Origin of the sequence: Flavobacterium pectinovorum (genome assembly GCF_900142715.1) — a bacterium.
GTDB lineage: Bacteria > Bacteroidota > Bacteroidia > Flavobacteriales > Flavobacteriaceae > Flavobacterium > Flavobacterium pectinovorum.
This window is the reverse complement of the sequence record NZ_FRBX01000003.1, coordinates 177,858-198,350: the sequence shown is the minus strand read 5'-3', so window position 1 is coordinate 198,350 and position 20,493 is coordinate 177,858. Positions and strand designations below refer to the sequence as shown.

The window sequence follows — 20,493 nt, the reverse complement described above, 5'->3', positions numbered from 1 at the left end:
ATTGTTTTTATTATGAATCTTCTTTGCCGGTTATAAAGTCAAAATGTTCTGTTTTGCCTGTTTTCAGGTTATTAATTTCGTTTTTTAGAAGTTCTTCTAAGGATTCAGCTACTATATTTCGTTCCCAGGATTCGTTTTGAAGTTCTATGATTTGGCTAAATTTTCCTTTTTCGGCAGGATCTGTATCGTAGAGTAAATAATCTCCATTTCGTCCTGTTGCAAACGGAATCCATTTTGGATTTGCGTAATTGTCTGTCTTGATTTTTTCTAAGTCTATTTCTAATTCGGGAAGATCGTCTTCGTCAAATTGTAAATCTTGTATCGAATTCCATTCTTCTGAAATATCTTCAAAAGGAATAAGATCGTATGTCCAATTACCTATTAAAAATTGAAACGCAGAAGTTACGGCATCATATTCCACATTTTGAACTTTGTAAAAGTTTTGAAGCGCGGGCGGAATTATGATTTCATCTTCTAAGACTGAATGCTGTTCTAAATCTTCTACAGAAATACCATCTGTAAGATTGTAATAATCATTATCTGTTGCTACAATTTTATTAATTTCGGTAATCCATTCCTGCCATAATGATTCGAATTCTTTAAATTCCGGATCAACTGGTGTTTTGGCTTTCTTTTCTTTTTCCTGATATGCAGCGATGTCAATAGCTGTTGTTTTATCATCTTCTTTATTGAACCACACACTTATGCCATTCAGAATAAAAGCACCGCTGTCATCTCCCTTGTAAAGTTTTACGAGTTGATTTTTATTGGATTTATAAAATTGAAATAGTTCTTGATTTTCAAAAATGAATTGACCTGTAAATGGGTTTTTCGAACAAAAATCGTAATTACCATAATTCAGATCGAGTAATAAATTTTCTGCTTTTACTCCTTCTTTAGAAAATGCAATAATGCCAAAATCATCCCAGGTATAAATATGGTTATGTTGTTTTTTTAAATGTCGACAATCTCCCAAAATCTTTTTTAAGCTATCTATATCAATCGGAAATTGAATTTTAACATCATTAATTGTAAAATCTGTTTTAGAAAGTGAAAGCTTTGTCAAAGTATTATTTCTTTAAGGGATTACTAAGAAAATTAAATGATCTTTTTGATTACACGAAGGTTGTGCGTGTGCTTATTTAATTCAGGATTGTAAATTCCTAAGTGGTCTAAACGGTCAATGCGTACTTTTCCACTGGCATGAATGATGTAATTATTTTCCATTATGATACCAACGTGAATGATATTTCCTTCTTCGTTATCAAAAAAGGCTAAATCTCCTGGTTCACTTTCTTCGATGAAGCTTAAAGGCTCGCCATCAAGTGCTTGCTGAGAAGCGTCACGATGAATTTTGTATCCGTTTAGTTTGTATACCATTTGTGTAAAACCGGAACAATCGATTCCAAATGGTGTTTTTCCTCCCCAAAGATAGGGAGCGTTTAAATACATAAAAGCAGTATTTATGAGTGCGCTTTTAGGTTTAATGCCGCTGGTTTTTGTTCCTTCGAAATCAAAATTTGCAGTATTGATGTCGGTATTGCTTAAAAATGATAAGGAAGCGCCAAGCGGAATTGGTAATAATAAGTTGTCCGGCGCGCTAATATAATCAATCAGGTCGGCATTAAGAATAATAGCTTCTTTGCTTAATTGGTTATAATTTGCTTCGGAAATTACCTGATATTGTTTCGAATCTACCCAGCCTTCATAATCATCAAACTGAATCTTTATTCGCGCCCATTGATTTTGACGTTCTAAAATTTCGATGTGTTCGCCAAACAAAAGTTGTGTAACGATTTCACTTCTGTCACTTGGCTCAGATCGAACAGGTACTATGGCTAGATTGCAAATTCCGAACATTTAGGGTAATTTATAAGTTGAAAATTAGGAGTTATTTTTTTAATAAACAACTCCTAATTTAATATTTTGTTTAAGCTCTTTCGATAACAATTGCAGATGCGCCACCACCACCGTTGCAAATTGCAGCAGCTCCGGTTTTGGCATTGTTTTGTTCTAAAACATTCAGTAAAGTTACGATGATTCTTGCTCCCGAACATCCAAGAGGATGCCCTAAAGAAACAGCGCCACCATTTACGTTTACTTTTTCGTTATCTAAATTAAGGATTTTTGAATTGGCCAAGCCAACAACAGCAAAAGCTTCGTTGAATTCGAAATAATCAACATCGCTAATTGCAATTCCTGCTTTGTTTAATGCTTTTGGTAACGCTTTTGCAGGGCTTGTTGTAAACCATTTTGGTTCTTGTGCAGCATCTGCATATCCTTTTATGTAAGCTAAAGGTTTTAATCCTAATGCATTTGCTTTTTCTTCAGACATTAAAACCAAAGCGGCAGCTCCGTCATTTATTGTTGAAGCATTTGCAGCAGTAACTGTTCCGTCTTTTGTAAAAACAGCACTTAATGAAGGGATTTTATCTAATTTGACATTAGTATATTCTTCATCTTTTGAAAAAATAGCGGGTTCGCCACGTCTTTGTGGAACTTCTACAGGAACAATTTCGTTATCGAATTTTCCGGCATCCCAGGCTTTTGCGCTTCTTTCATAAGATTGAATGGCATAATTGTCTTGTTCTTCACGGGTGATTTTGTATTCAGATGCACATAAATCAGCGCAAACTCCCATTGCGTTGTTATCGTAAGCATCTGTCAAACCATCTTTTTGCATTCCGTCAAGCATTGTTGCAGGACCAAATTTGTTTCCGTTACGCATTTGTACGTAATGCGGAATCAAACTCATGTTTTCCATTCCTCCGGCTACCACAATTTCGGCATCTCCACAAGCAATAGCCTGCGCTGCAAACATTACAGCTTTCATTCCGGAAGCACAAACTTTGTTTACGGTTGTAGCAGCAACTTCTTCAGACAAACCGGCAAAAAGCGCAGCCTGACGTGCTGGTGCCTGACCAACTCCAGCTTGTACTACGTTGCCCATGAATACTTCATCAACTAATTTTGGGTCAAGGTTAATTTTTTGAAGTGCGCCTTTTATAGCGGCAGCACCTAATTTTGGTGCGGGTACGGTAGATAAACCTCCCATGAAACTTCCGATAGGTGTTCTAACGGCAGAAACGATAACAACTCTTTTGTTCATTTTCTGTTAATATTAGTTAATCTAGCAAATTTACTGTTTATTTAAATAAATTCAAATTTTGTATCAATTTGTATGAGTTTCATTAGAATTTAAATTGAATATGAATTTTTTGTTAATTCTATTTGTTTGATTGTGAAGAGGTTTAAAAAAAAGATTGAAAAAAGATTAAAAAAAGCGCAGAAATAGTTGTGAGATATGGAATGTTGTCTTACATTTGCAACCGCAAAACAGGACACGTTCCTTGAGCTTGGAGAGGTGCCAGAGCGGTAATGGAGCAGATTGCTAATCTGTCGACGGGTAACCGTCGCCAGGGTTCGAGTCCCTGTCTCTCCGCTTAATTTTTGCCTTCGGGGTGTAGCGTAGCCCGGTTATCGCGCCTGCTTTGGGAGCAGGAGGCCGCAGGTTCGAATCCTGCCACCCCGACTTTTTTTAAGAGTTTTTAATAAAAAATTTTATGGTTCCATAGCTCAGCTGGATAGAGCAACGCACTTCTAATGCGTAGGTCGAAGGTTCGAATCCTTCTGGGATCACATCAAAAGCCACTCAAACGAGTGGCTTTTTTGTTATAATAAATCAAAGAAGATTCTTCTATTAATTCAAAAACTGTTCCCGATATTCTGTTGGCGTTAATCCAACTTCTTTTTTAAATAATCTGGAAAAATAAGGAGGATTCTCAAAACCAAGTTGATAGGCTGTTTCAGCTACTGTATTGTCAGTGCTCAACAAGAGATTTTTGGCTTCTGTAACCAAAGAAATATGGATGTGTTCCAAAGCTGTTTTACCAGTTTCCTGTTTCAATAAATCGCTTAAATATCTTGCAGATAATGATAGTTGTGTTGCCATATATTTTACGGTTGGCAATCCTTCCTTTTGAAGTTTTCCACTTTCGAAATATAACTTAAGTATCTCGGTAAACTTGGTAATTATTGTTCCGGATATTGAGGTTCTGTTTAAGAATTGTCGTTTGTAATAGCGTTGCGAATATTTTAGGATAGAGTCAATATGAGTCAGCATAATATCTTTACTAAAATCATCCTGGTTATTGTAATATTCCAGTCTTATTTTATGAAACAAATCCCAAATGGTTTCTTCTTCCTTGGGTGATAAGTGCAAAGCTTCATTTACTTCATAATCAAAAAAGCCATATTTTTTTATTTCTGAATAAAGATTGGTATTCATTAAAAAATCTTCATCAATATAAATCATAAAGCCTTTTTCTGTGAGTTCAATATCGCTCATTGTAATTTTCTGACCCGGTTTTACAAATGCCATCGAACCATTGTCATGATCGTACTTCGTTTTTCCGTATAAAATGGTTCCTGATTTTACTTTTTTTAAAGCTATTTTATAAAAATTCATTGTGAATTCTGTTTCAGCAAACGTGCAGTTTTTTAGTTCTTCAAACGTCACCAAACCAAGCAAAGGATTTTCAGGTGGCGGAAATCCATTGGAAATATAGAGTTCACTTATCGTTTTGTAATTTTTCATTCTTTACAGTTTTATACATTATAAATCTACGCTTTAAAATTTATCACTACTCAAATTTCTTCAAGATAAGTTACTTCTGGGGTATTCGTCAGTTTTCCATTCAAAAAAGCAAAAAAACTTTTCACATAATCTTGCTCAAGATGCCAGTCATAAGTTTGTTTTGAGGTATAAACAGCAAAAATTACGAGTGTATGAGGTTCATCTGTTTTTCTCATCAATATGAAAATTTCGCATCCTTCTTCAAGTAAAATATGATTTCTTGTTTCGATTGCAAATGGAAGTACTTCATTGATAAATTGAGGATCTATTTTAAGTACGGCGTTTGTTATAATTTTATTTTTCATTTTTCTTGTTTTAAATATAAAATTGGAATGCTAAACAATCTTAAAACATTCCAACTATACATTTATTAATTTGTGTTTGTCAGAATTATTTATTTAATACTTTTTAGTATCGAGTTTTCGAACATTTTTGGTGCATAATGCTGCAGAAAAACAATCATTCCCGACATTTTACCAACCGGATTACTAAACTTAGGTTCTTTTGTGCCAATTAGTTTAATGATAATTTTAGCAACGGCATTTGGAGATTCTGCTTCGTCTAAACCTTTTTGAGTAGCTGCATTGACAAGTTTTCTGTAGGTATTATAATCCCCGATATTTCCTGTTGAAGAAATGGCATTATGCCCTAAATTTGTTTTAAACCATACAGGCTCTACAACACTAACTTTAATGTTAAACTGATTCAACTCAAAACGTAATGATTTAAAATATCCTTCTACAGCATGTTTCGAAGCAGAATAGTACGATAAATTTGGTGGTCCAATCAATCCAACAATCGAGCTAACAGTAATAATTTGTCCAAATTTTTGTTTTCTAAAATAAGGTATAATTGCATTTGTTACTTTAACGGTTCCCCAAAAGTTGGTTTCAAATTGTTTTCTGGCTACATCAATAGGCGTTTCTTCTGCAATACCCGTTATCATAAAACCGGCATTGTTTACTAAAACATCCAGTTGTTTGGTTTCTTTAGAGAGTCTTTCTTTAAATTCATTAATAGAATTATCGTCGTCAATATCCAAACGCATTAATTTAAACGGAACTTTGTATTTTTCCGGTTCGCGGCTTGTTCCAATTATGTTAAACCCTTTTTTGTGAAGGTCATTAGCCAGCATCAATCCAAAACCTGAAGATGCTCCTGTGATTAAAATTGTTTTGCTCATTTTATTGTTTATATGATTAATAATGAGGCAAATTTAGAGTACGGGTGATCGTTAGTACTTATACAAAAGTCGGAAGACGTGATACATTTTTACAATTTGTTTTTGGCAATAACTCCAACTATAAAATGAGTTATAAGAGTAAAATATAATTATTTGCAGTAATTTAGTATTCTCTATAGCTTCCTAATGATTTTTGAATTTACAGCAGCACCGGGTTTTGACTTTATAACTTTGTTTTCAAAACAAATAAATGTTCCTGTGCGAGATAATGTATTGCAAATTCCTGCAAGCCTGGGTGAAGGTTATGTGCGTAAAGTTGGTTTTGGAGATGATTTTAAATTAACGATTCATCGGTATATATTAAAGGAAGATTTAATTCTTAAACGTAATCCGGCAGTAAAGGCGAATAATGTGCGGACTATTTTCTTTTATAATAATAAAGAAGATCTTGAGGTTAAATGTAATAACGAGGAAAATATCCAATTTTTTCAAAAGAACGATTCGTCTATAATTCTTTCTACAAATGATTTGCGAACAGAAATTCGTTTTCCTGCCGGAAGCAATATTCAGTATGTTGTAGTGGGTATTACTGCCAGCAGATTGCATTCGGTTTTATCTATAGAAAAGCCTAACACTACAATACAAACTATTACTGCCGAAGACGCTTCTTTTCTTTTTTTCGAAAATCTGGATCCTGAAATGCAGTTGCTTCTTAAAAATATTGTATCGGTCGACATGAATAATTCTATGAATAATTCTATGAATAATTTTTATGTACAAATTAAAGTACAGGAATTAATGTATTTGCTTTTTAGTAAATTATCACTTCGGGAGAACACAACTTTTAAGAATATAAATAGTAACGATGCGCAAAAACTTCTAATCATTCGCAACGAAATACTAAACGATCTTAGTACTCCGCCGGTTTTAAGTGAATTGGCTATTATTGCTTCAATGAGCGAAACGAAACTCAAGCAGCTGTTCAAACAAACATTTGGAGATACCATCTATAATTATTATCAGAAAGCGAGGATGGAAGAAGCAGCTTTTCTGTTAAAGCAAGCCAAACATTCTGTTTCTGAAGTTGGTTACGAGTTGGGATTTTCAAACCTTAGTCATTTCAGCAGATTATTTGAGAAGCAGTACGGCATCACACCCAAAAAGTTTTCTTATACTATATAAGTATCCTTTTTCATCTTCGATATTAAAAATGTAACTGTCGGATAGGACTATTCTTGTGTCTTTTTTGGTTATTTTACCCATTTGTTTACTTCTAAATTTGTTCCTATAATTAAATAGAACAAAATGAAAAAGTTACTTACACCTTTTGAGAAAGGCACCATAAAATTTAAAAATCATCTGGTAATGGCGCCGATGACCCGAAGCAGAGCTATAGACAATCTTCCAAATGAACTCATGGCAAACTATTATGCACAACGCTCTGGTGCTGGTTTGATTATTACCGAAGGTACCTCGCCAAGTCCTGAAGGATTGGGATATCCGCGCATTCCCGGAATTTATTCTGAAGCGCAGGTTGCAGGCTGGAAAAAAGTTACAGATGCCGTACATCAAAACGGATCAAAAATTTTTCTGCAGCTAATGCATACCGGGCGTATCGCACATGTTGCCAATCTGCCAAACGGAATTCTGCCCGTAGGACCTTCGGATATCAAGGCGGCAGGTGAAATTTTTACTGATTCTCTGGGCATGCAGGAAAACTCTGTTCCGGTGGCTCTTAGTTTAGATGGGATAACGCGTGTTATTGAAGATTTTGTAAATGCTTCTAAAAATGCAATTCTTGCCGGTTTTGATGGTGTAGAACTTCATGGTGCCAATGGATATTTACTGGAACAATTTTTAAATCCAAATGTAAATAACAGGACAGATCTTTACGGTGGCAATCTTATCAACAGAAGCAGACTTATTTTAGAGATTTCAGAAGCAATTGCAGCAGCTATAGGTTCGGATAAAGTCGGAATACGTTTTTCTCCGTTTTCTCAATTAAGTGATCAGGCTGCATATGATTCAGAAGAAGTGCATCAAACCTATACTTACCTAAGCAGTGAACTGGATAAATTAGGAATCGCCTATATTCATCTTTCGACCAATCCTGAAATTCCGGAAAAAACATATAAGGCAATCCGTGCCGTATTTACCAATACAATCATAATTTGTAATGGACTTACAGCAGAAACAGCCGAAGAAAAACTATTGGACAATTCTGCAGATCTTGTTGCTTTTGGGCGCGGATTTCTCGCGAATCCCGATTTTGTAAAACGTATTGGAAAAAATCTTTCCCTCAATGATGTAGACTTCGGTACATTGTATTCTCCAGGTGAAACAGGTTATACAGATTATCCACTTTATACTTCAAAATAATGAAAGCAATACAATACAAAGATTACGGAAGTTCAGCTGTGATTGAACTCGTTGAGGTTTCGATACCATCAATTCAAAATGAAAATGATGTTTTAATTCAGGTTAAAGCAGTAGGCGTGAATCCAATAGATATGAAAATACGAATGGGATTAATGAAGGAAATCCGCCCTGTAGAAATGCCTTTTATACCGGGCGGTGAAGCTGCAGGAATAATTGTTGCCGTTGGCGGAGGTGTATCAAAATTTAAAGTTGGAGATGAGGTTATTGCTCTTACCTGGAAAAATGCTTACGCAGAATATGCAACTGCAAACGAAAATTTTGTTTTGCTAAAACCCGAAGGTTTGTCTTTTGAAGAAGGAGCTTCAATGGTCGTTAATATTGGTACTTCTCAATCTGTTTTATTTACAGAAGGAAAATTAGAAAAAGGTCAAAAAGTTTTGATTCAGGGTGGGGCCGGCGCAGTTGGTGGTGCAATGGTGCAAATGGCAAAAGCAGCCGGCGCATACGTTATTGCAACAGCCTCTGGAAACGGTGTGGCATTAGCAAAAAGCCTTGGTGCCGACGAAGTGATTGATTATAAATTGCAGGACGTTTCAGGTATTGCAAAAGATGTTGATTTAGTTGCAGATACAGCCGGAGGCGAAGCTCAGGTAAAACTTTTTCAAGTTTTAAAACCTGGTGGTAAACTTTTGAGTATCGCTATGCCGCCATCGCAAGAGCTGGCAGAACAATACAATGTAAAAGCTTATTTTGTGGTTTCTGATATCTCTGCCAAGACTTTACAAAGCGGAATTGATTTGATAAAAGCGGGGAAATTCAAAACAATTGTTTCCAAAACATTTAAGCTTGAAGACGCCGCCATAGCTCAGGATTTTTTAACAGCTGGCGGCGTAAACGGCAAGGTTGTACTTTTTATAGATTAGAAATAAAAACCAAATTAATTTTGAGATTAAGCCATTCTAGCGAGTGGCTTTTTTGTTTTTTATATGAGATTATTTCGTTTAATAAATTAATTTGAAATCCCAAAATCATTTGCTGTCAAGCCAGTTTTTAAAAGAAATGCCACGCTCTCTGCTTATCAGTATTATTTCATTAATTGCCGGAGTGAGTTCCAGTTTTAGTTTATAATCAAAAGATTGGGATAGCTTATGGATTGATTTTAAAGAAACGATGTAGTTTCTGCTCACTTTAAAAAAATCATTGGGATTTAATTCTTGTATTAATTCATCCAGCGTTTGCTTGACGACATATTTTTGGTTGGAATGTGTTGTAAGCTGTACTATTTTATTTTCAGAATTAAAATAAGCAATATTAGTGCAGGGGATTGTAATGAATAAATCTTTATGGTTAATTAAAAATCGGGATCTATAAATCTCTTTATGCAGGCGCATTTTTTTTGGAATTTCCACAACACTGTTGTCAGGCTCAGGAGTTATAAAACTTTTAATTCTTTTGATACTCGAATCCAATTTTTTTTGTTCGATAGGCTTTAAAAGATAATCTATTCCGTTTACTTCAAATGCCTGCAAGGCATATTCATCATAAGCAGTTGTAAAAATAACATACGATTTGATATTCACCTGATTGAAAATTTCAAAACTAAGACCATCTGTAAGGCGAATATCCATAAAAATAATGTCAGGGCTTTTTTCTGTTTCAAGCCAGGCAATACTCTCGCGCACTGTTTGTAAAACTGCCGTAACTACAATTTCTTCTTCTGATTGTAAAAGCATTTTTTGCAGTCTTGCAGCATTGGCAGCCTCATCTTCTATAATTAAAACAGTTATCATAAAGTACTTTTAATTGTTAAGTAAAGGTATTCGAACTTCAAAAATTGTGTCCAAATCATTGACCACAGGAGGCGTGTTGCCTATTATTTTATAACTATGGTAAATATGTGCCAGACCAATTCCTTCGCTGGGTTCTTTGGTAAATTTAGCCGACTTGTTATTCTGTATTATTATCCATTGATCTTCATAACTAATGCTGATAATAAGCGGCATCGTCGAGGAAAAAGAGTTGTGCTTTATTGCATTTTCAATCAAAAGCTGTAGCGTTAAAGGCGGTATAAATTTACTTAAATTAGAATTATTTTCCTCGATATGGATAGCGATAGAAGATCCATACCTGATTTGATACAGAAACAAATATTCGGTTATAAAATCCAATTCCGTTTTTAGAACTACCAGATTTTTATTTCTGTTGGACAAAACATAGCGATAAACTGCAGAAAGATTGGTGACATATAGCACAGCTGTAGTTTGGTTTTCCTCAATTAATGAAGTAAGCGTACTTAAGTTGTTAAATAAAAAATGCGGATCTAATTGAAGTTTCAGAGCATTGAGTTCTGATTGTAATGCTTGTTTTTTGTTTTCTATAGCTTCAAGTTTGCTTTCATTCCATTTAAAAAAAAGTTGTTCGGCGGTTAAACCTGTAGTTATCAATATAGAAAATATACTGCCAATGATTAAAACTCGTCTTAAAAGAAGGTCGTCATACCCATATTTTTGAGGAAGATCAATATTAAAAAATACAACAGCGAGAATACTTACAATAACGATGTGAAGCAACAGCTGAAAAATAAACCTTGACAAATTATATTTTTTCGAAACTGATTTTTTAGTAAAAATTTGCGATATCCAAAGACCGGTTTCAAATAATACTACTGTAAAGATCAAACAAAATAATCCTTCAATAATAAAATCCATTAGAGTATAAAACTTCCATCCCTGAAGATTGCTCTCGTCAGAATTAAGGAGTATTAGAATTAGATACAGGATTACAGTAAAAACTATATACCCATATAAACGTAAATATTTATAGCGCCTTAAATACATAATATTAATAATAAAAGTGCAATACTATGACCTGGTTATTACATCTAAAATAATTCTTCACAGTGTATTCCAACTTTATAAAGTTCTGTTATTAAAAATTCAGAGCAGCTTTTGTTACTCTCGACTCTTAAAATTTTGTCACAATCTTCTAAATCAAAATTCCATTTAGAATCCAAAAGTACTTTATTAAGAACAGGTTTTACTTTTCTTAATTTAGATTTTGTGTTAACGTTTGTTTTATAGACAGAAATTATCATGCACATACATTATTAAAAACTAAAAAGATATGATTTTAACCCTAGCTGCATACTCATACCGCTTAAATGTGTATCAGAACCCGAAGGTGCCGTTGGAAGTGTAGAGGCTTGTCCTTCAAGAGAAACAATAAAATACCTGTTGAATACATAATTAACACCAACACTTCCTGAGATGTAAAGGTAATTACCGGTTTTAGTAGTGTAGCTTATCGTATTTTCATTTATCAGCGATGTTTTAGGAGAGTCGATAAAAGAGGTACCTGACCCTAGCATTACAAAAGGCTGCCAATGTTTGATTTTATATTGATATCCAAGATTGATACCTATTGTGGTGCTGTTTGCTTTTGAATCTATGATGGAATTAAAACCATTAGAATTTTGGATAGATTTATAAGACACCGTGGTTTGTCCGAACTGTAATTTAGCAAAATAATGCTCCTTATAGTTTAGCTGAAGAAAAGTTACACCATTAGAGCCAAGTTGGTTTTTATCATCAGGAAAACCTTTGCCAGATCCTTTGAAAGGAGCGAAAACACCAAACGAACCTCCAAAATCAACTGAGAATTTTTCAGATAATGAATCTGATTCGGTTTGTGCCATTAATAGCGTTGCGCAAAATAATAAAATGGTGGTCAGTAACTTTGTCATTAGTATAAATTTTAAGATTAATGACGAAGATAGTTTCAGGTTAATTATTGGTATTGAAATAATTTACCCAACCCGTTAAATTGGCTGCTGAATTTAAAAATACCTGAACTCAAATTTTTTGTTTTTATTTACATGTATGGATGTAGAACTCAAAAAGACCTCATTAGCAATGAGGTCTTTTTTGAATTTGTTTAGTTTATAATTTTCAATTAAACAGTAACTACAATTTTACCAAATTGCTGGTTAGATTCGAGATAGTTGTGCGCAGCTACAATGTCGTCAAGCTGAAAAACTTTATCGATCACAGGTTTTAATTTCCCTTCGATTACGCCTTTGTCGATAAAAGCAATCGCTTCTGTTAAAATATCGGCATTAGCCAAAACTTCAATGGCGGAATATCCTCTGATTGTTGGCGTTTTCATCATAACGGCAAAAGTAGGGAAACTTGCCGCTTCCTGACTTAAAGCACCATAAACAAAAACTTTTCCATTTTCGGCAACAGCACTCACAAGATCGCTGAATTTGGCTCCAACAACCGGATCTAAGATGATGTGAGCACCAACATTATTTGTGATTTTGGCAATTTCTGTTGCAATATCTTCTTCAGATGTAACAATAACATGCGATGCACCGGCTTTTAATAAAGCTTCTTTTTTCTTTGATGAGGTTGTTAAAGCAATAGAAATTCCTCCCACATAATTCGTAAGCTGAATTGCCGCAAGCCCGGCACTGCTCGAAGCAGCATTAATAACCACAAACTCTCCCGATTTTAATTTTCCCGAATGTATCAGCATTCCGTACATTGTAGAATAACTGGTCCATAAAGCCGCAGCTTCATCATAAGATAAAACAGAAGGATATTTATGTACTGCGTACGACGGCATTAAAATGTATTCTCCATAAGAAGAATAGTGGTGTAATGAAAATCCTGGGATAACATTTACAACATCACCAACTACTACATTGGTAACTTCAGATCCAACAGCTTCGACTATTCCGGCAGCTTCATAACCTAATTTAGCCGGAAAAACAGGGTTTTCAATATACATTCCCATTCGGTACATGGCATCTGCTCTGTTTACGCCAATAGATTTCACCTGAATTCTTACTTCATGTGGTTGTGGAGCTAAAGTTTCTGTTTGTTCTACTTTTAAAACTTCTGGAGTTCCTGCTTCGTGAAAAATAACTGTCTTCGATAATATAGTATTCATTTTTGTTTTTTTAAATTATTGGTACAATATTAAATAACAAACCCTAAATTTGTACTATAGCCAACCAAATGTGTGATACATACAAAAATGTACGTAATGAGTAAAATAAAGGAAAAATCGACAAATAACCAGAATAGAAAATTCTTGTCAAACTGTGATATGACGTATGCAGTTGAAGTTATTGGCGGGAGATGGAAAATATTAATTCTGGTTAATTTAGCAAATGGGCCACTTCGATATAGCGAATTGAAACGTAAAATCGAAAAGGTTACAGAGCGAATGCTTACACTTCAATTAAGAGAAATGGAAAGTGACGGAATCGTTAAAAGAACTGTTTTTGCAGAAGTACCGCCAAGAGTGGAATATGAAATTACTCCCATTGGAGAAAAACTGGTACCTATTTGTCTTCAATTAAGTGATTGGGGAACTTTGCACAGGGAAACAACTAAAAATAGCTTGTAACTTTTTCAGATATTTAGTGAGATGACAGAACTTCTTCAAAAAAATATTGCAGCACATATTTCTCTTTCAAATCCTGAAACAGAAGCATTTTGCAATTTATTTCAACATGAAATAATCAAAAAAAGAAGTTTTTTACTTCGTGAGGGTGAAGTATGCAAATTTGAGGGATTTGTCATAAAAGGACTTTTTCGGGTTTATCATATCGACAAAGATGGCTTTGAGCAAATATTGTATTTTGCGATTGAAAATTGGTGGATTACAGATATTGACAGTTTTACCAACGAAACGCCATCACAGCTATTTATAGAAGCTCTTGAAGATAGCGAAGTGCTTTTAATATCTAAAAAAGATAAAGAATTTGCCTATTCTAATATGCCGGAAATTGAGAAGCTATTTCGGGTTATGACGCAAAAAACACATGTCGCCCTGCAACGCAGAATGATCGATAATCTGAGCAAAACAGCAGAGTCCAGATATATTGAGTTTTCAGAAAAATATCCACAGCTTATTCAGCGTCTTTCCAATATTCAAGTTGCTGCTTATTTGGGTATTACCAATGTTTTTTTGAGTAATATTCGAAAGAAAATTGCGCTGAAAAAATAAGTTTTCATTGCTTTATTAAACTAGTTTAATGTTTTGAGATTGCATAAGGTTTCATCTTTGCAGGGTTAATTTAAACCAAACAAAATGAAACAGAATATCACAATACTACTTACAACAATTTTAATCTTATTTAATATGGAAACACAAGCACAAAGTTTCAAAATTATTGAAACTAAAAATCTCAAACTTCAGGTTTACAACGCATCAGAAAATAGTTTTGGTGTAGCATCAGTAATTGTGTCCGGAAAAACTGATGCCGTTTTGATCGATGCGCAGTTTACTTTGGCTGAAGCCGAAAAAGTAGCACAGGAAATTAAGGCAGGCGGCAAAAAACTAACGACAATTTATGTATCTCACGGCGATCCTGATTTTTATTTCGGATTGGAAGTATTCAAAAAATATTTCCCGGAAGTAACTGTTTATGCATCTCCTTCAACGGTAGAACACATTAAAGCCACATCTCAAAAGAAATTAGAAGTATGGGGCGAGAGACTTGGTAAAAACATTACTTCGAATGTAATTTTACCTCAGGTTTTAAAAGGAAACAGCATCGAATTAGAAGGTCAGAAACTAGAAATTGTAGGTTTGGAAGAATTTCCGGCTGAGACTTTTGTTTGGATTCCTTCTATCAAAGCCGTTGTTGGCGGAATTAATGTTTTCGGAACTACTTTTCATCTTTGGATGGCAGATGCACAAAACCCAGAAGAACGTAAAAGCTGGATTTCGATTTTAGATAAAATTACGGCTTTGCATCCTGAAATTGTAATTCCGGCGCATGCGAGTTCAAATTCTCCATTTGATATTGCTGCTGTAAATCATACCAAAAGTTACATTCAGTTTTACGAAGAAGCTTTAAAAACCAATAAAACCTCTGAAGCTTTAATTAAGGCTTTAAAAACAAAATATCCTGCACTTACTTTTGAAACTGCTTTAATGATAGGAGCCAAAGTAAATACCGGAGAAATGAAATGGTAAAACTAATAAGCTCTGGCCTGATGATAGTTTTGGCATTGTCAGGCTGTTCTTTAAATAAAAAAGCAATGACAAATCTTGAAATCATAAAAAGTACTTACGAAGGAAAAACTTCTGAAGAAAACGGGAAAAATTTAGCAGAATATGCTGCAGCTGATATTTCCTGGACAGAAGCCAAAGGTTTTCCGTATGCAGGAACTTATATCGGCTTAGAAAGCATTACCAAAAATGTTTTTAGCAGATTAGGAAGTGAGTGGATTGATTACAAATTTACCCCGGAAGATTATGTTGCAAACGAGGATAGAGTAGCGGCTTTTGGAACTTATACGGGTACTTATAAAAAAACAAATAAGTTGTTTGCAGCCAGAGTTGCACACATTTGGAAACTGAAAGATGGAAAAATAATAAGCTTTGAGCAATTTGTAGACAGTCAGACTGTAAACGATGCAATGAAATAATTTATAATTTTTGAATAAAAAGAGCTGTCGATAAACAGCTCTTTTTTTTATGATTTAATTCTGCGAAAGCTGGGTCACGGTATATCCTGAAGAAGAAGATCCGGATATAAAAACAGTATAAACTTTTCCGGCAGCGAAATCAATTGCTGATAATGTGGCCAGATTTTCGGATCCTCCTGTACCGCGAACCTGAACGCTTACAGATCCGGCATTAATTTCGGAATAACCGCTTTGGCTGTATCTTGCAAGGTTTGAACTAAGAGTATTTCCCTGACCGTCGAGAAAATCAATATTGACCGGTGCTCCGGAACTTAAATGAATAAATTTTATCTTTGCTTTTCCACTAGATGGCGCGCTCACGTTATCTTCATAAAGTCTCACCTCTGCGTCGTCTCTTGATTCTCCCGTTAAATATACGGTATATCTTTTATCGTCATCCAGATCAAGTTCTTCTGAGGCATACAAATCGTTATCATTTTCATCTCTAAACTGACTTACTAAATTGTTACCCACCGCTACATCGTGATACGATACAGAATGTTCTAAATAACTCAGATTACCTATGTAAGGAATATTTGCCATAACAAATTTTTGAGAACCCGCATTAGGAGCTGCATTTACGACTTTAAGCCGTGCAGAACCAAACGGATCTACTTCATTGTTGTCACAAGATGACATTATAACTAGGGTTGCAATAGCTATTATTTTTACAGGAATTAAGGTAAGGGCTCTTTTAATTTTCATAATTTTTAATTTTAGTTTGACTTCGTTTTTAATTGATTACATGTATTTTACTCTGATACTAATTTTGTTGTTTTGATTTATTACATTGACTTTAAAGTCATCAAAAGCAGGTTTTTTCATTTTTTCCATGAAGAAATCAGAAAAGCCAAAACCTTCTTTTGGAATTCCTAACATGTTTTTATTAAGTTCCCCGCTTTTATTTTCATCATCAATAAGAGTAATGCCGTATGTTCCGGGTTCCAGCGTACAGTTAATAATCATGGAGCCGTTTTCAATTTTCTTTTCGAATACCAGTTTTTTAGAAACTTTTTCTTCCTGATAATCTTCGTTATTTTTAAAAACGTTGAGTATAATTTGCCCTTTTCCGGATCGAATCTCCGAAACTCTAATTTGGGTATTTTGCCCGTACGAACTGCTGAAGCACAAAATCGCAATCAGCATTATAAGCCGCGTGGCATTGGGAATTTTGATTTTAATCATCACATTTTAATTTAAGATTGCTCTGCGAAAGTAGTAGGGCAATTGCTTAAAAAGCCTAAAAAATAAGTTCAAACGGACAATATTACGGCTGAGGCGTTATGCCTGAACTAATGTGTGATAATAGATGGAAAAGTGGGGGAATTTTATTTGAATTTGAAGATTAACTTGCCAGCCAGGCCAATACTTTTGACCTTTTTTCTCTACTGACAAAAACATCTTTATGAAAAGAAAATGAAAGGTTTACTTTTAGCTTTCTGGGAAAATAATCTGTTACGTCAATTATGGCGTTTCGGTTAACGAGCTGTTGCCTGTTCATTCTAAAGAAAAATTTATTGGTTCTTTTTTCCAGATCTTCCAGGCTTTCGGTCAAAATATAACTTTTGCCATTGTGCGCATGCATGACCGTAGTTTCTGCTTCGACATAAAAAAGGGCAATTTTATCCAGCGTAAAAGGAAGCAGTCGATCTCTGTATTTTACCATTATAGTTTCGCTAACAGGTTGTTGCAGGTTTGAGATCGTTTCCATTGCCTTTTGGTATTGCTGCGCAAGCTGGCCGCTCATTAATTTTTGCATGTTCTGAAATTTGCCCAAAGCGGCTTCCAGTTCGTTTCCACTAAAGGGTTTCAGGATATATTCAATACCATTTGCTTTAAAAGCATCAAGTGCATATTCGTTAAAAGCCGTACAAAATATAACGGGAACATGAAGAGGTACCGCTTTTATGATTTCAAAACTCAAACCGTCGCCCAATTGGATGTCGCTAAAAATAAGATCTGGCTGAGGATTGTTTTTGAAATAAGCAATAGCTTCTTTTACAGATCCCAAAAAGGCTGTAATTTCAATTTCTGCATTGCAGTTTTTCAGGCTGTTGGCAAGATCTTCGGCTACAAGCGATTCATCTTCAATAATTATGATTTTCATCGGTATTTACTTTAAAGCTTACAGAAAAGGTAATGCCATCGTTATTAATTATAATTTCATTTCCGGACCAAATCAGGCATCGTTCTGCGAGATTTGCCAAACCGCTTTTTAAAGATGTTTCACCAGCTTCTTTTGTGTTTATGGTGTTAGATACTGATATATAATCCCCTTTTTGTTCTATTTTAATATGCAAAGGCTGTTGTTTGGTAAAACGATTGTGTTTGATCGCATTTTCTGCCAATGGCTGAAGTGAAAAAGTAGGAACGGTGCTTTTTAGCATTTCCGGATCATTAATTTTAATATCCCATTCTAAGGCTTCACCAAAACGCATTTTCTGCATTTCGAGATAGTTTTGGCAAAAATCCAATTCTTCTTCAAGCGTTGTAACCATACTGTCGTTAAGCGATACGGCAGCTCGCAGAAATCCGGCAAGCTGTATTAAATAATGTTCTCCAAGCGTAAGATCTTTTTTGTAAAGTGCTTTTAAAGTGTTGAGTGAATTGAATAAAAAATGCGGATGAATCTGTTGTTTTAAAAGCAAATTTTCTGCCTCGGCCGTACGAAGCTGTAATTTCGAATTTTCCATTTCGGCTTTTGTTTTGGCCAATCTTAAAATAGCAAAATCCTGCAGCAGCAATACTAATGTAGCAACAAATAGTGCTTCGGTTAAAAAAGTGGCAATAAGCTCTAAATCATCATGACGCCAGGCAATATCTGCCATATAAGCAAAAAAAGGCCACAAAAGCATTTCCAATATAATTGAACTGCAAAAACTCGCACCGTAACGCCAGAGTCTAAATTTAAAAATGTCATTGGGAAACTTTACAACGCATAATTCTAAAATTGCAGAAAGTGAAAAAGTAACCAGAAGAATGTAAAAAAAACTTTTTAAGGTCATTACCACAACAAGAAGAACTGAATTTTTGAATATAACCAGAAAAAATAAAGCAATAAACGATATTAAGAACGTTAGAAATAAGTTCATTTTATAAATTTCCCTCAAAATTAAAGGAGAGAAAGATTTTGATATATTGTTCATTTATATGGTTTTACATTTTTATTCAGCATTAGTTTTTCTTTATTCAAATGAAGGAAAAGTACAAAAAATAATAGCCGTTATAAGATATTTGATAAACAAATAATACTTCCTGTAAAAGTCAGGAAGTGTTATTTGTTTTTTAGATAAAAAAAAGGAAATCTTCTAAATTTAAAAAATGTAAAAAAGACTGACTTGCGACATATTGTTTTGAAAATCAGTATTTATAGTAGTTGATTTTATTTTACTGATATCTGTTAGGCCATAATAATATCGGGCACCAATACCAAGCCCATTTGGAAATTGATAACCAATTCCGCCGACCATTCCTGCATCAATTTTTTCTGCAAAATCGTCGTTGGTTAATTCTTTAAAATCTTCTGAAACCAGTATACCAACCTGAGGACCCGCTTCAAAATAAAGCCCGAAACTGGTTTTGTATTTTAAAACAATTGGCACAGAAACATACGATAGTTTAAGATCTTTGCCATCAGAGAATCCTCCTTTTATTTTAGCACCTTGGGTAGAAAATAAAAAGTCTTCCTGAACAGACCATTTTTCATTAATGTCAAAGGCGATAATAGCACCGGCATGAAATCCGGGAAGTCCTTCTGTATCAAAATTAGCATTCGAAAAGTCGCTGTAATTACCTCCGGCTTTTATTCCAAAATGAAGCCTGTCAAAAATACTTTGACTAAAAACACTTGAGGATACCAGAACAATGCAGAGCAAAAATAAATTTTTCATGATTTATAAATTTTAATGTTATGAGGCTTTATGCCTTTTATTAATTTGATGCTGCAAACATAAAAGGCAATAAATTCTGAACAGTTAAAAAATTGGCTCAAACGGACAAAATGTGCCGGGAAACGTTATTGTCACTTCTTTTTTTGACGATGTTGAATTTTTCTATTTTGTATCGAGGCATAAAAATTAATAAAAAGCTAAATTTTTAATCTTTTTGTATTTTAAAATATACTTTTTAGTATATTTGTCCTCTAATTTAAAAAGTACGATGCTTACAAAGGCAGAAAGAACAAAACAATTTATACTTGAAACTGCAATACCTCTTTATAATGAGAAAGGTATTTCGGGAGTTAATATTGATGACATCCTTGAAGCTACAAAACTTACAAAGGGATGTTTGTATGGACATTTTGAAAACAAAGAAGATTTGTCTGCACAAGTAATTGACTTATCGCTTAAGATGGTTTCTGAGAAAATCAGGGCTGCAGTTTACAAAGGAAAAACAATAAAAGGTAAAATATTTGCATTTTTAGATTTTTATAAAAATCCTATCGAAACTTATGTTTCCGGTGGATGCCCGATATTTAATACCGCTGTAGAAGCAGATGATAATTATCCATTTATAAAAGAAAAAGTGGCTAAGGTAATTAGAATTGGTCAGCAGGAATTGACAGCATTGCTTCAGGAAGGAATTAATAATGGCGAATTTTCCAAATCTCTTGATCCTGCTGTTTTTGCTTTCAAATTAGTAGCTTCTGTAGAAGGCGGAATTGTAATGTGCAGAGTTATGGATACAGCAAAACCAATGCAGGGTTTAGTTAAAAGTCTAAAGTCTGAATTAGAGCAATACGTTATCTAATTTTTTTGTTTTAAAATAAACTAAAAAGTATATTTTAAAATAGACTAAAAAGTCTAAAA

General features: G+C 34.3%; 23 protein-coding genes and 3 tRNA genes. 11 read left to right on the top strand and 15 right to left on the bottom strand.

Translation table 11 applies throughout. From position 1 onward, the window contains the following. Positions 1-10: 10 nt before the first annotated feature. The 3 genes from BUE22_RS11510 to BUE22_RS11500 form a co-directional block, all read right to left on the bottom strand. Positions 11-1,066, bottom strand: coding sequence for an SMI1/KNR4 family protein (locus tag BUE22_RS11510; RefSeq protein WP_073395157.1), 1,056 nt, complete (start codon positions 1,064-1,066; stop codon positions 11-13). Between the two features lie 32 nt (positions 1,067-1,098). Continuing rightward, on the bottom strand, positions 1,099-1,860 hold the full coding sequence (locus tag BUE22_RS11505; RefSeq protein WP_073395156.1) for a C40 family peptidase: 762 nt from the start codon (positions 1,858-1,860) through the stop codon (positions 1,099-1,101). Between the two features lie 70 nt (positions 1,861-1,930). Beyond that, complete coding sequence (locus BUE22_RS11500) at positions 1,931-3,109, bottom strand: acetyl-CoA C-acyltransferase (protein WP_073395155.1); 1,179 nt, start codon at positions 3,107-3,109, stop codon at positions 1,931-1,933. A 249-nt stretch (positions 3,110-3,358) separates the two neighbouring features. On the opposite strand from BUE22_RS11500, the gene BUE22_RS11495 reads away from it, so the two are divergent. The 3 genes from BUE22_RS11495 to BUE22_RS11485 all read left to right on the top strand — a co-directional run bounded on the left by BUE22_RS11495 (position 3,359) and on the right by BUE22_RS11485 (position 3,639). Next, a tRNA-Ser gene (locus BUE22_RS11495) sits at positions 3,359-3,442 on the top strand. A 15-nt stretch (positions 3,443-3,457) separates the two neighbouring features. Next, positions 3,458-3,532 (top strand) — tRNA-Pro (locus BUE22_RS11490). A gap of 33 nt (positions 3,533-3,565) precedes the next feature. After that, positions 3,566-3,639, top strand: a tRNA-Arg gene (locus BUE22_RS11485). Between the two features lie 61 nt (positions 3,640-3,700). Here BUE22_RS11485 and BUE22_RS11480 read toward each other — a convergent pair. From BUE22_RS11480 to BUE22_RS11470, 3 genes are all read right to left on the bottom strand, one after another. After that, complete coding sequence (locus BUE22_RS11480) at positions 3,701-4,597, bottom strand: helix-turn-helix domain-containing protein (RefSeq protein WP_073395154.1); 897 nt, start codon at positions 4,595-4,597, stop codon at positions 3,701-3,703. Positions 4,598-4,647: 50 nt separating this feature from the next. Beyond that, complete coding sequence (locus tag BUE22_RS11475) at positions 4,648-4,941, bottom strand: putative quinol monooxygenase (protein ID WP_073395153.1); 294 nt, start codon at positions 4,939-4,941, stop codon at positions 4,648-4,650. Positions 4,942-5,030: 89 nt separating this feature from the next. Next, complete coding sequence (locus BUE22_RS11470) at positions 5,031-5,819, bottom strand: SDR family oxidoreductase (RefSeq protein ID WP_073395152.1); 789 nt, start codon at positions 5,817-5,819, stop codon at positions 5,031-5,033. A gap of 186 nt (positions 5,820-6,005) precedes the next feature. Here BUE22_RS11470 and BUE22_RS11465 point away from each other — a divergent pair, with 186 nt between their 5' ends. The 3 genes from BUE22_RS11465 (at position 6,006) to BUE22_RS11455 (ending at position 9,121) form a co-directional block, all read left to right on the top strand. Beyond that, positions 6,006-7,001, top strand: a complete 996-nt coding sequence (locus BUE22_RS11465) for a helix-turn-helix domain-containing protein (protein WP_073395151.1) — start codon at positions 6,006-6,008, stop codon at positions 6,999-7,001. A gap of 123 nt (positions 7,002-7,124) precedes the next feature. After that, on the top strand, positions 7,125-8,198 hold the full coding sequence (locus BUE22_RS11460) for an alkene reductase (protein WP_073395150.1): 1,074 nt from the start codon (positions 7,125-7,127) through the stop codon (positions 8,196-8,198). Further along, complete coding sequence (locus BUE22_RS11455; protein ID WP_073395149.1) at positions 8,198-9,121, top strand: NADP-dependent oxidoreductase; 924 nt, start codon at positions 8,198-8,200, stop codon at positions 9,119-9,121. Before BUE22_RS11460 ends, BUE22_RS11455 begins: the two co-directional genes overlap by 1 nt. A gap of 105 nt (positions 9,122-9,226) precedes the next feature. Here the strand turns inward: BUE22_RS11455 and BUE22_RS11450 are convergent, their stop codons facing one another. The 4 genes from BUE22_RS11450 to BUE22_RS11430 all read right to left on the bottom strand — a co-directional run bounded on the left by BUE22_RS11450 (position 9,227) and on the right by BUE22_RS11430 (position 13,151). Next, a complete protein-coding gene (locus BUE22_RS11450) occupies positions 9,227-9,988 on the bottom strand; it encodes a LytR/AlgR family response regulator transcription factor (protein ID WP_073395148.1) in 762 nt (253 codons plus the stop codon). A gap of 9 nt (positions 9,989-9,997) precedes the next feature. Next, a complete protein-coding gene (locus BUE22_RS11445; protein WP_159438474.1) occupies positions 9,998-10,792 on the bottom strand; it encodes a sensor histidine kinase in 795 nt (264 codons plus the stop codon). Between the two features lie 512 nt (positions 10,793-11,304). Then, the gene (locus BUE22_RS11435) at positions 11,305-11,940 is read right to left on the bottom strand and encodes an outer membrane beta-barrel protein (RefSeq protein WP_124020527.1); all 636 of its coding nucleotides are present in this window, start codon (positions 11,938-11,940) and stop codon (positions 11,305-11,307) included. A 209-nt stretch (positions 11,941-12,149) separates the two neighbouring features. Next, positions 12,150-13,151 carry a zinc-dependent alcohol dehydrogenase family protein gene (locus tag BUE22_RS11430; RefSeq protein WP_073395144.1) on the bottom strand — a complete coding sequence of 334 codons (1,002 nt, stop codon included), beginning with the start codon at positions 13,149-13,151 and terminating at the stop codon, positions 12,150-12,152. Between the two features lie 96 nt (positions 13,152-13,247). Between BUE22_RS11430 and BUE22_RS11425 the strand changes: the two genes are divergently transcribed. The 4 genes from BUE22_RS11425 to BUE22_RS11410 all read left to right on the top strand — a co-directional run bounded on the left by BUE22_RS11425 (position 13,248) and on the right by BUE22_RS11410 (position 15,646). Further along, complete coding sequence (locus BUE22_RS11425) at positions 13,248-13,613, top strand: winged helix-turn-helix transcriptional regulator (RefSeq protein WP_073395495.1); 366 nt, start codon at positions 13,248-13,250, stop codon at positions 13,611-13,613. A gap of 21 nt (positions 13,614-13,634) precedes the next feature. Further along, a complete protein-coding gene (locus BUE22_RS11420) occupies positions 13,635-14,216 on the top strand; it encodes a Crp/Fnr family transcriptional regulator (RefSeq protein WP_073395143.1) in 582 nt (193 codons plus the stop codon). A gap of 84 nt (positions 14,217-14,300) precedes the next feature. Then, the gene (locus BUE22_RS11415) at positions 14,301-15,191 is read left to right on the top strand and encodes an MBL fold metallo-hydrolase (RefSeq protein ID WP_073395142.1); all 891 of its coding nucleotides are present in this window, start codon (positions 14,301-14,303) and stop codon (positions 15,189-15,191) included. Further along, positions 15,185-15,646, top strand: a complete 462-nt coding sequence (locus tag BUE22_RS11410) for a nuclear transport factor 2 family protein (RefSeq protein ID WP_244152486.1) — start codon at positions 15,185-15,187, stop codon at positions 15,644-15,646. Before BUE22_RS11415 ends, BUE22_RS11410 begins: the two co-directional genes overlap by 7 nt. Before the next feature lie 54 nt (positions 15,647-15,700). Here BUE22_RS11410 and BUE22_RS11405 read toward each other — a convergent pair whose 3' ends face one another. From BUE22_RS11405 to BUE22_RS11385, 5 genes are all read right to left on the bottom strand, one after another. Then, positions 15,701-16,390 carry a DUF4397 domain-containing protein gene (locus BUE22_RS11405; RefSeq protein WP_073395141.1) on the bottom strand — a complete coding sequence of 230 codons (690 nt, stop codon included), beginning with the start codon at positions 16,388-16,390 and terminating at the stop codon, positions 15,701-15,703. Positions 16,391-16,426: 36 nt separating this feature from the next. After that, a complete protein-coding gene (locus tag BUE22_RS11400) occupies positions 16,427-16,870 on the bottom strand; it encodes a DUF2141 domain-containing protein (protein ID WP_073395140.1) in 444 nt (147 codons plus the stop codon). Positions 16,871-17,030: 160 nt separating this feature from the next. After that, positions 17,031-17,792 carry a LytR/AlgR family response regulator transcription factor gene (locus BUE22_RS11395; RefSeq protein ID WP_073395139.1) on the bottom strand — a complete coding sequence of 254 codons (762 nt, stop codon included), beginning with the start codon at positions 17,790-17,792 and terminating at the stop codon, positions 17,031-17,033. After that, a complete protein-coding gene (locus tag BUE22_RS11390) occupies positions 17,773-18,831 on the bottom strand; it encodes a sensor histidine kinase (protein WP_073395138.1) in 1,059 nt (352 codons plus the stop codon). Before BUE22_RS11390 ends, BUE22_RS11395 begins: the two co-directional genes overlap by 20 nt. Positions 18,832-18,999: 168 nt before the next feature. After that, positions 19,000-19,575, bottom strand: a complete 576-nt coding sequence (locus BUE22_RS11385; RefSeq protein ID WP_073395137.1) for a porin family protein — start codon at positions 19,573-19,575, stop codon at positions 19,000-19,002. A 268-nt stretch (positions 19,576-19,843) separates the two neighbouring features. Between BUE22_RS11385 and BUE22_RS11380 the strand changes: the two genes are divergently transcribed. Continuing rightward, positions 19,844-20,434, top strand: a complete 591-nt coding sequence (locus tag BUE22_RS11380; RefSeq protein WP_073395136.1) for a TetR/AcrR family transcriptional regulator — start codon at positions 19,844-19,846, stop codon at positions 20,432-20,434. The last annotated feature ends 59 nt before the right edge of the window (positions 20,435-20,493 follow it).

Excerpts from the sequence above, each read along its gene's own strand:
- BUE22_RS11410 (WP_244152486.1), top strand. The coding sequence starts at position 15,185 with ATGGTAAAACTAATAAGCTCTGGCCTGATGATAGTTTTGGCATTGTCA.
- BUE22_RS11415 (WP_073395142.1), top strand. The coding sequence starts at position 14,301 with ATGAAACAGAATATCACAATACTACTTACAACAATTTTAATCTTATTT.
- BUE22_RS11385 (WP_073395137.1), bottom strand. The coding sequence starts at position 19,575 with ATGAAAAATTTATTTTTGCTCTGCATTGTTCTGGTATCCTCAAGTGTT.
- BUE22_RS11465 (WP_073395151.1), top strand. The coding sequence starts at position 6,006 with ATGATTTTTGAATTTACAGCAGCACCGGGTTTTGACTTTATAACTTTG.
- BUE22_RS11390 (WP_073395138.1), bottom strand. The coding sequence starts at position 18,831 with ATGAACAATATATCAAAATCTTTCTCTCCTTTAATTTTGAGGGAAATT.
- BUE22_RS11480 (WP_073395154.1), bottom strand. The coding sequence starts at position 4,597 with ATGAAAAATTACAAAACGATAAGTGAACTCTATATTTCCAATGGATTT.
- BUE22_RS11475 (WP_073395153.1), bottom strand. The coding sequence starts at position 4,941 with ATGAAAAATAAAATTATAACAAACGCCGTACTTAAAATAGATCCTCAA.
- BUE22_RS11430 (WP_073395144.1), bottom strand. The coding sequence starts at position 13,151 with ATGAATACTATATTATCGAAGACAGTTATTTTTCACGAAGCAGGAACT.
- BUE22_RS11420 (WP_073395143.1), top strand. The coding sequence starts at position 13,635 with ATGACAGAACTTCTTCAAAAAAATATTGCAGCACATATTTCTCTTTCA.
- BUE22_RS11395 (WP_073395139.1), bottom strand. The coding sequence starts at position 17,792 with ATGAAAATCATAATTATTGAAGATGAATCGCTTGTAGCCGAAGATCTT.
- BUE22_RS11380 (WP_073395136.1), top strand. The coding sequence starts at position 19,844 with ATGCTTACAAAGGCAGAAAGAACAAAACAATTTATACTTGAAACTGCA.
- BUE22_RS11450 (WP_073395148.1), bottom strand. The coding sequence starts at position 9,988 with ATGATAACTGTTTTAATTATAGAAGATGAGGCTGCCAATGCTGCAAGA.
- BUE22_RS11400 (WP_073395140.1), bottom strand. The coding sequence starts at position 16,870 with ATGATTAAAATCAAAATTCCCAATGCCACGCGGCTTATAATGCTGATT.
- BUE22_RS11435 (WP_124020527.1), bottom strand. The coding sequence starts at position 11,940 with ATGACAAAGTTACTGACCACCATTTTATTATTTTGCGCAACGCTATTA.
- BUE22_RS11505 (WP_073395156.1), bottom strand. The coding sequence starts at position 1,860 with ATGTTCGGAATTTGCAATCTAGCCATAGTACCTGTTCGATCTGAGCCA.
- BUE22_RS11460 (WP_073395150.1), top strand. The coding sequence starts at position 7,125 with ATGAAAAAGTTACTTACACCTTTTGAGAAAGGCACCATAAAATTTAAA.
- BUE22_RS11470 (WP_073395152.1), bottom strand. The coding sequence starts at position 5,819 with ATGAGCAAAACAATTTTAATCACAGGAGCATCTTCAGGTTTTGGATTG.
- BUE22_RS11500 (WP_073395155.1), bottom strand. The coding sequence starts at position 3,109 with ATGAACAAAAGAGTTGTTATCGTTTCTGCCGTTAGAACACCTATCGGA.
- BUE22_RS11405 (WP_073395141.1), bottom strand. The coding sequence starts at position 16,390 with ATGAAAATTAAAAGAGCCCTTACCTTAATTCCTGTAAAAATAATAGCT.
- BUE22_RS11455 (WP_073395149.1), top strand. The coding sequence starts at position 8,198 with ATGAAAGCAATACAATACAAAGATTACGGAAGTTCAGCTGTGATTGAA.
- BUE22_RS11425 (WP_073395495.1), top strand. The coding sequence starts at position 13,248 with ATGAGTAAAATAAAGGAAAAATCGACAAATAACCAGAATAGAAAATTC.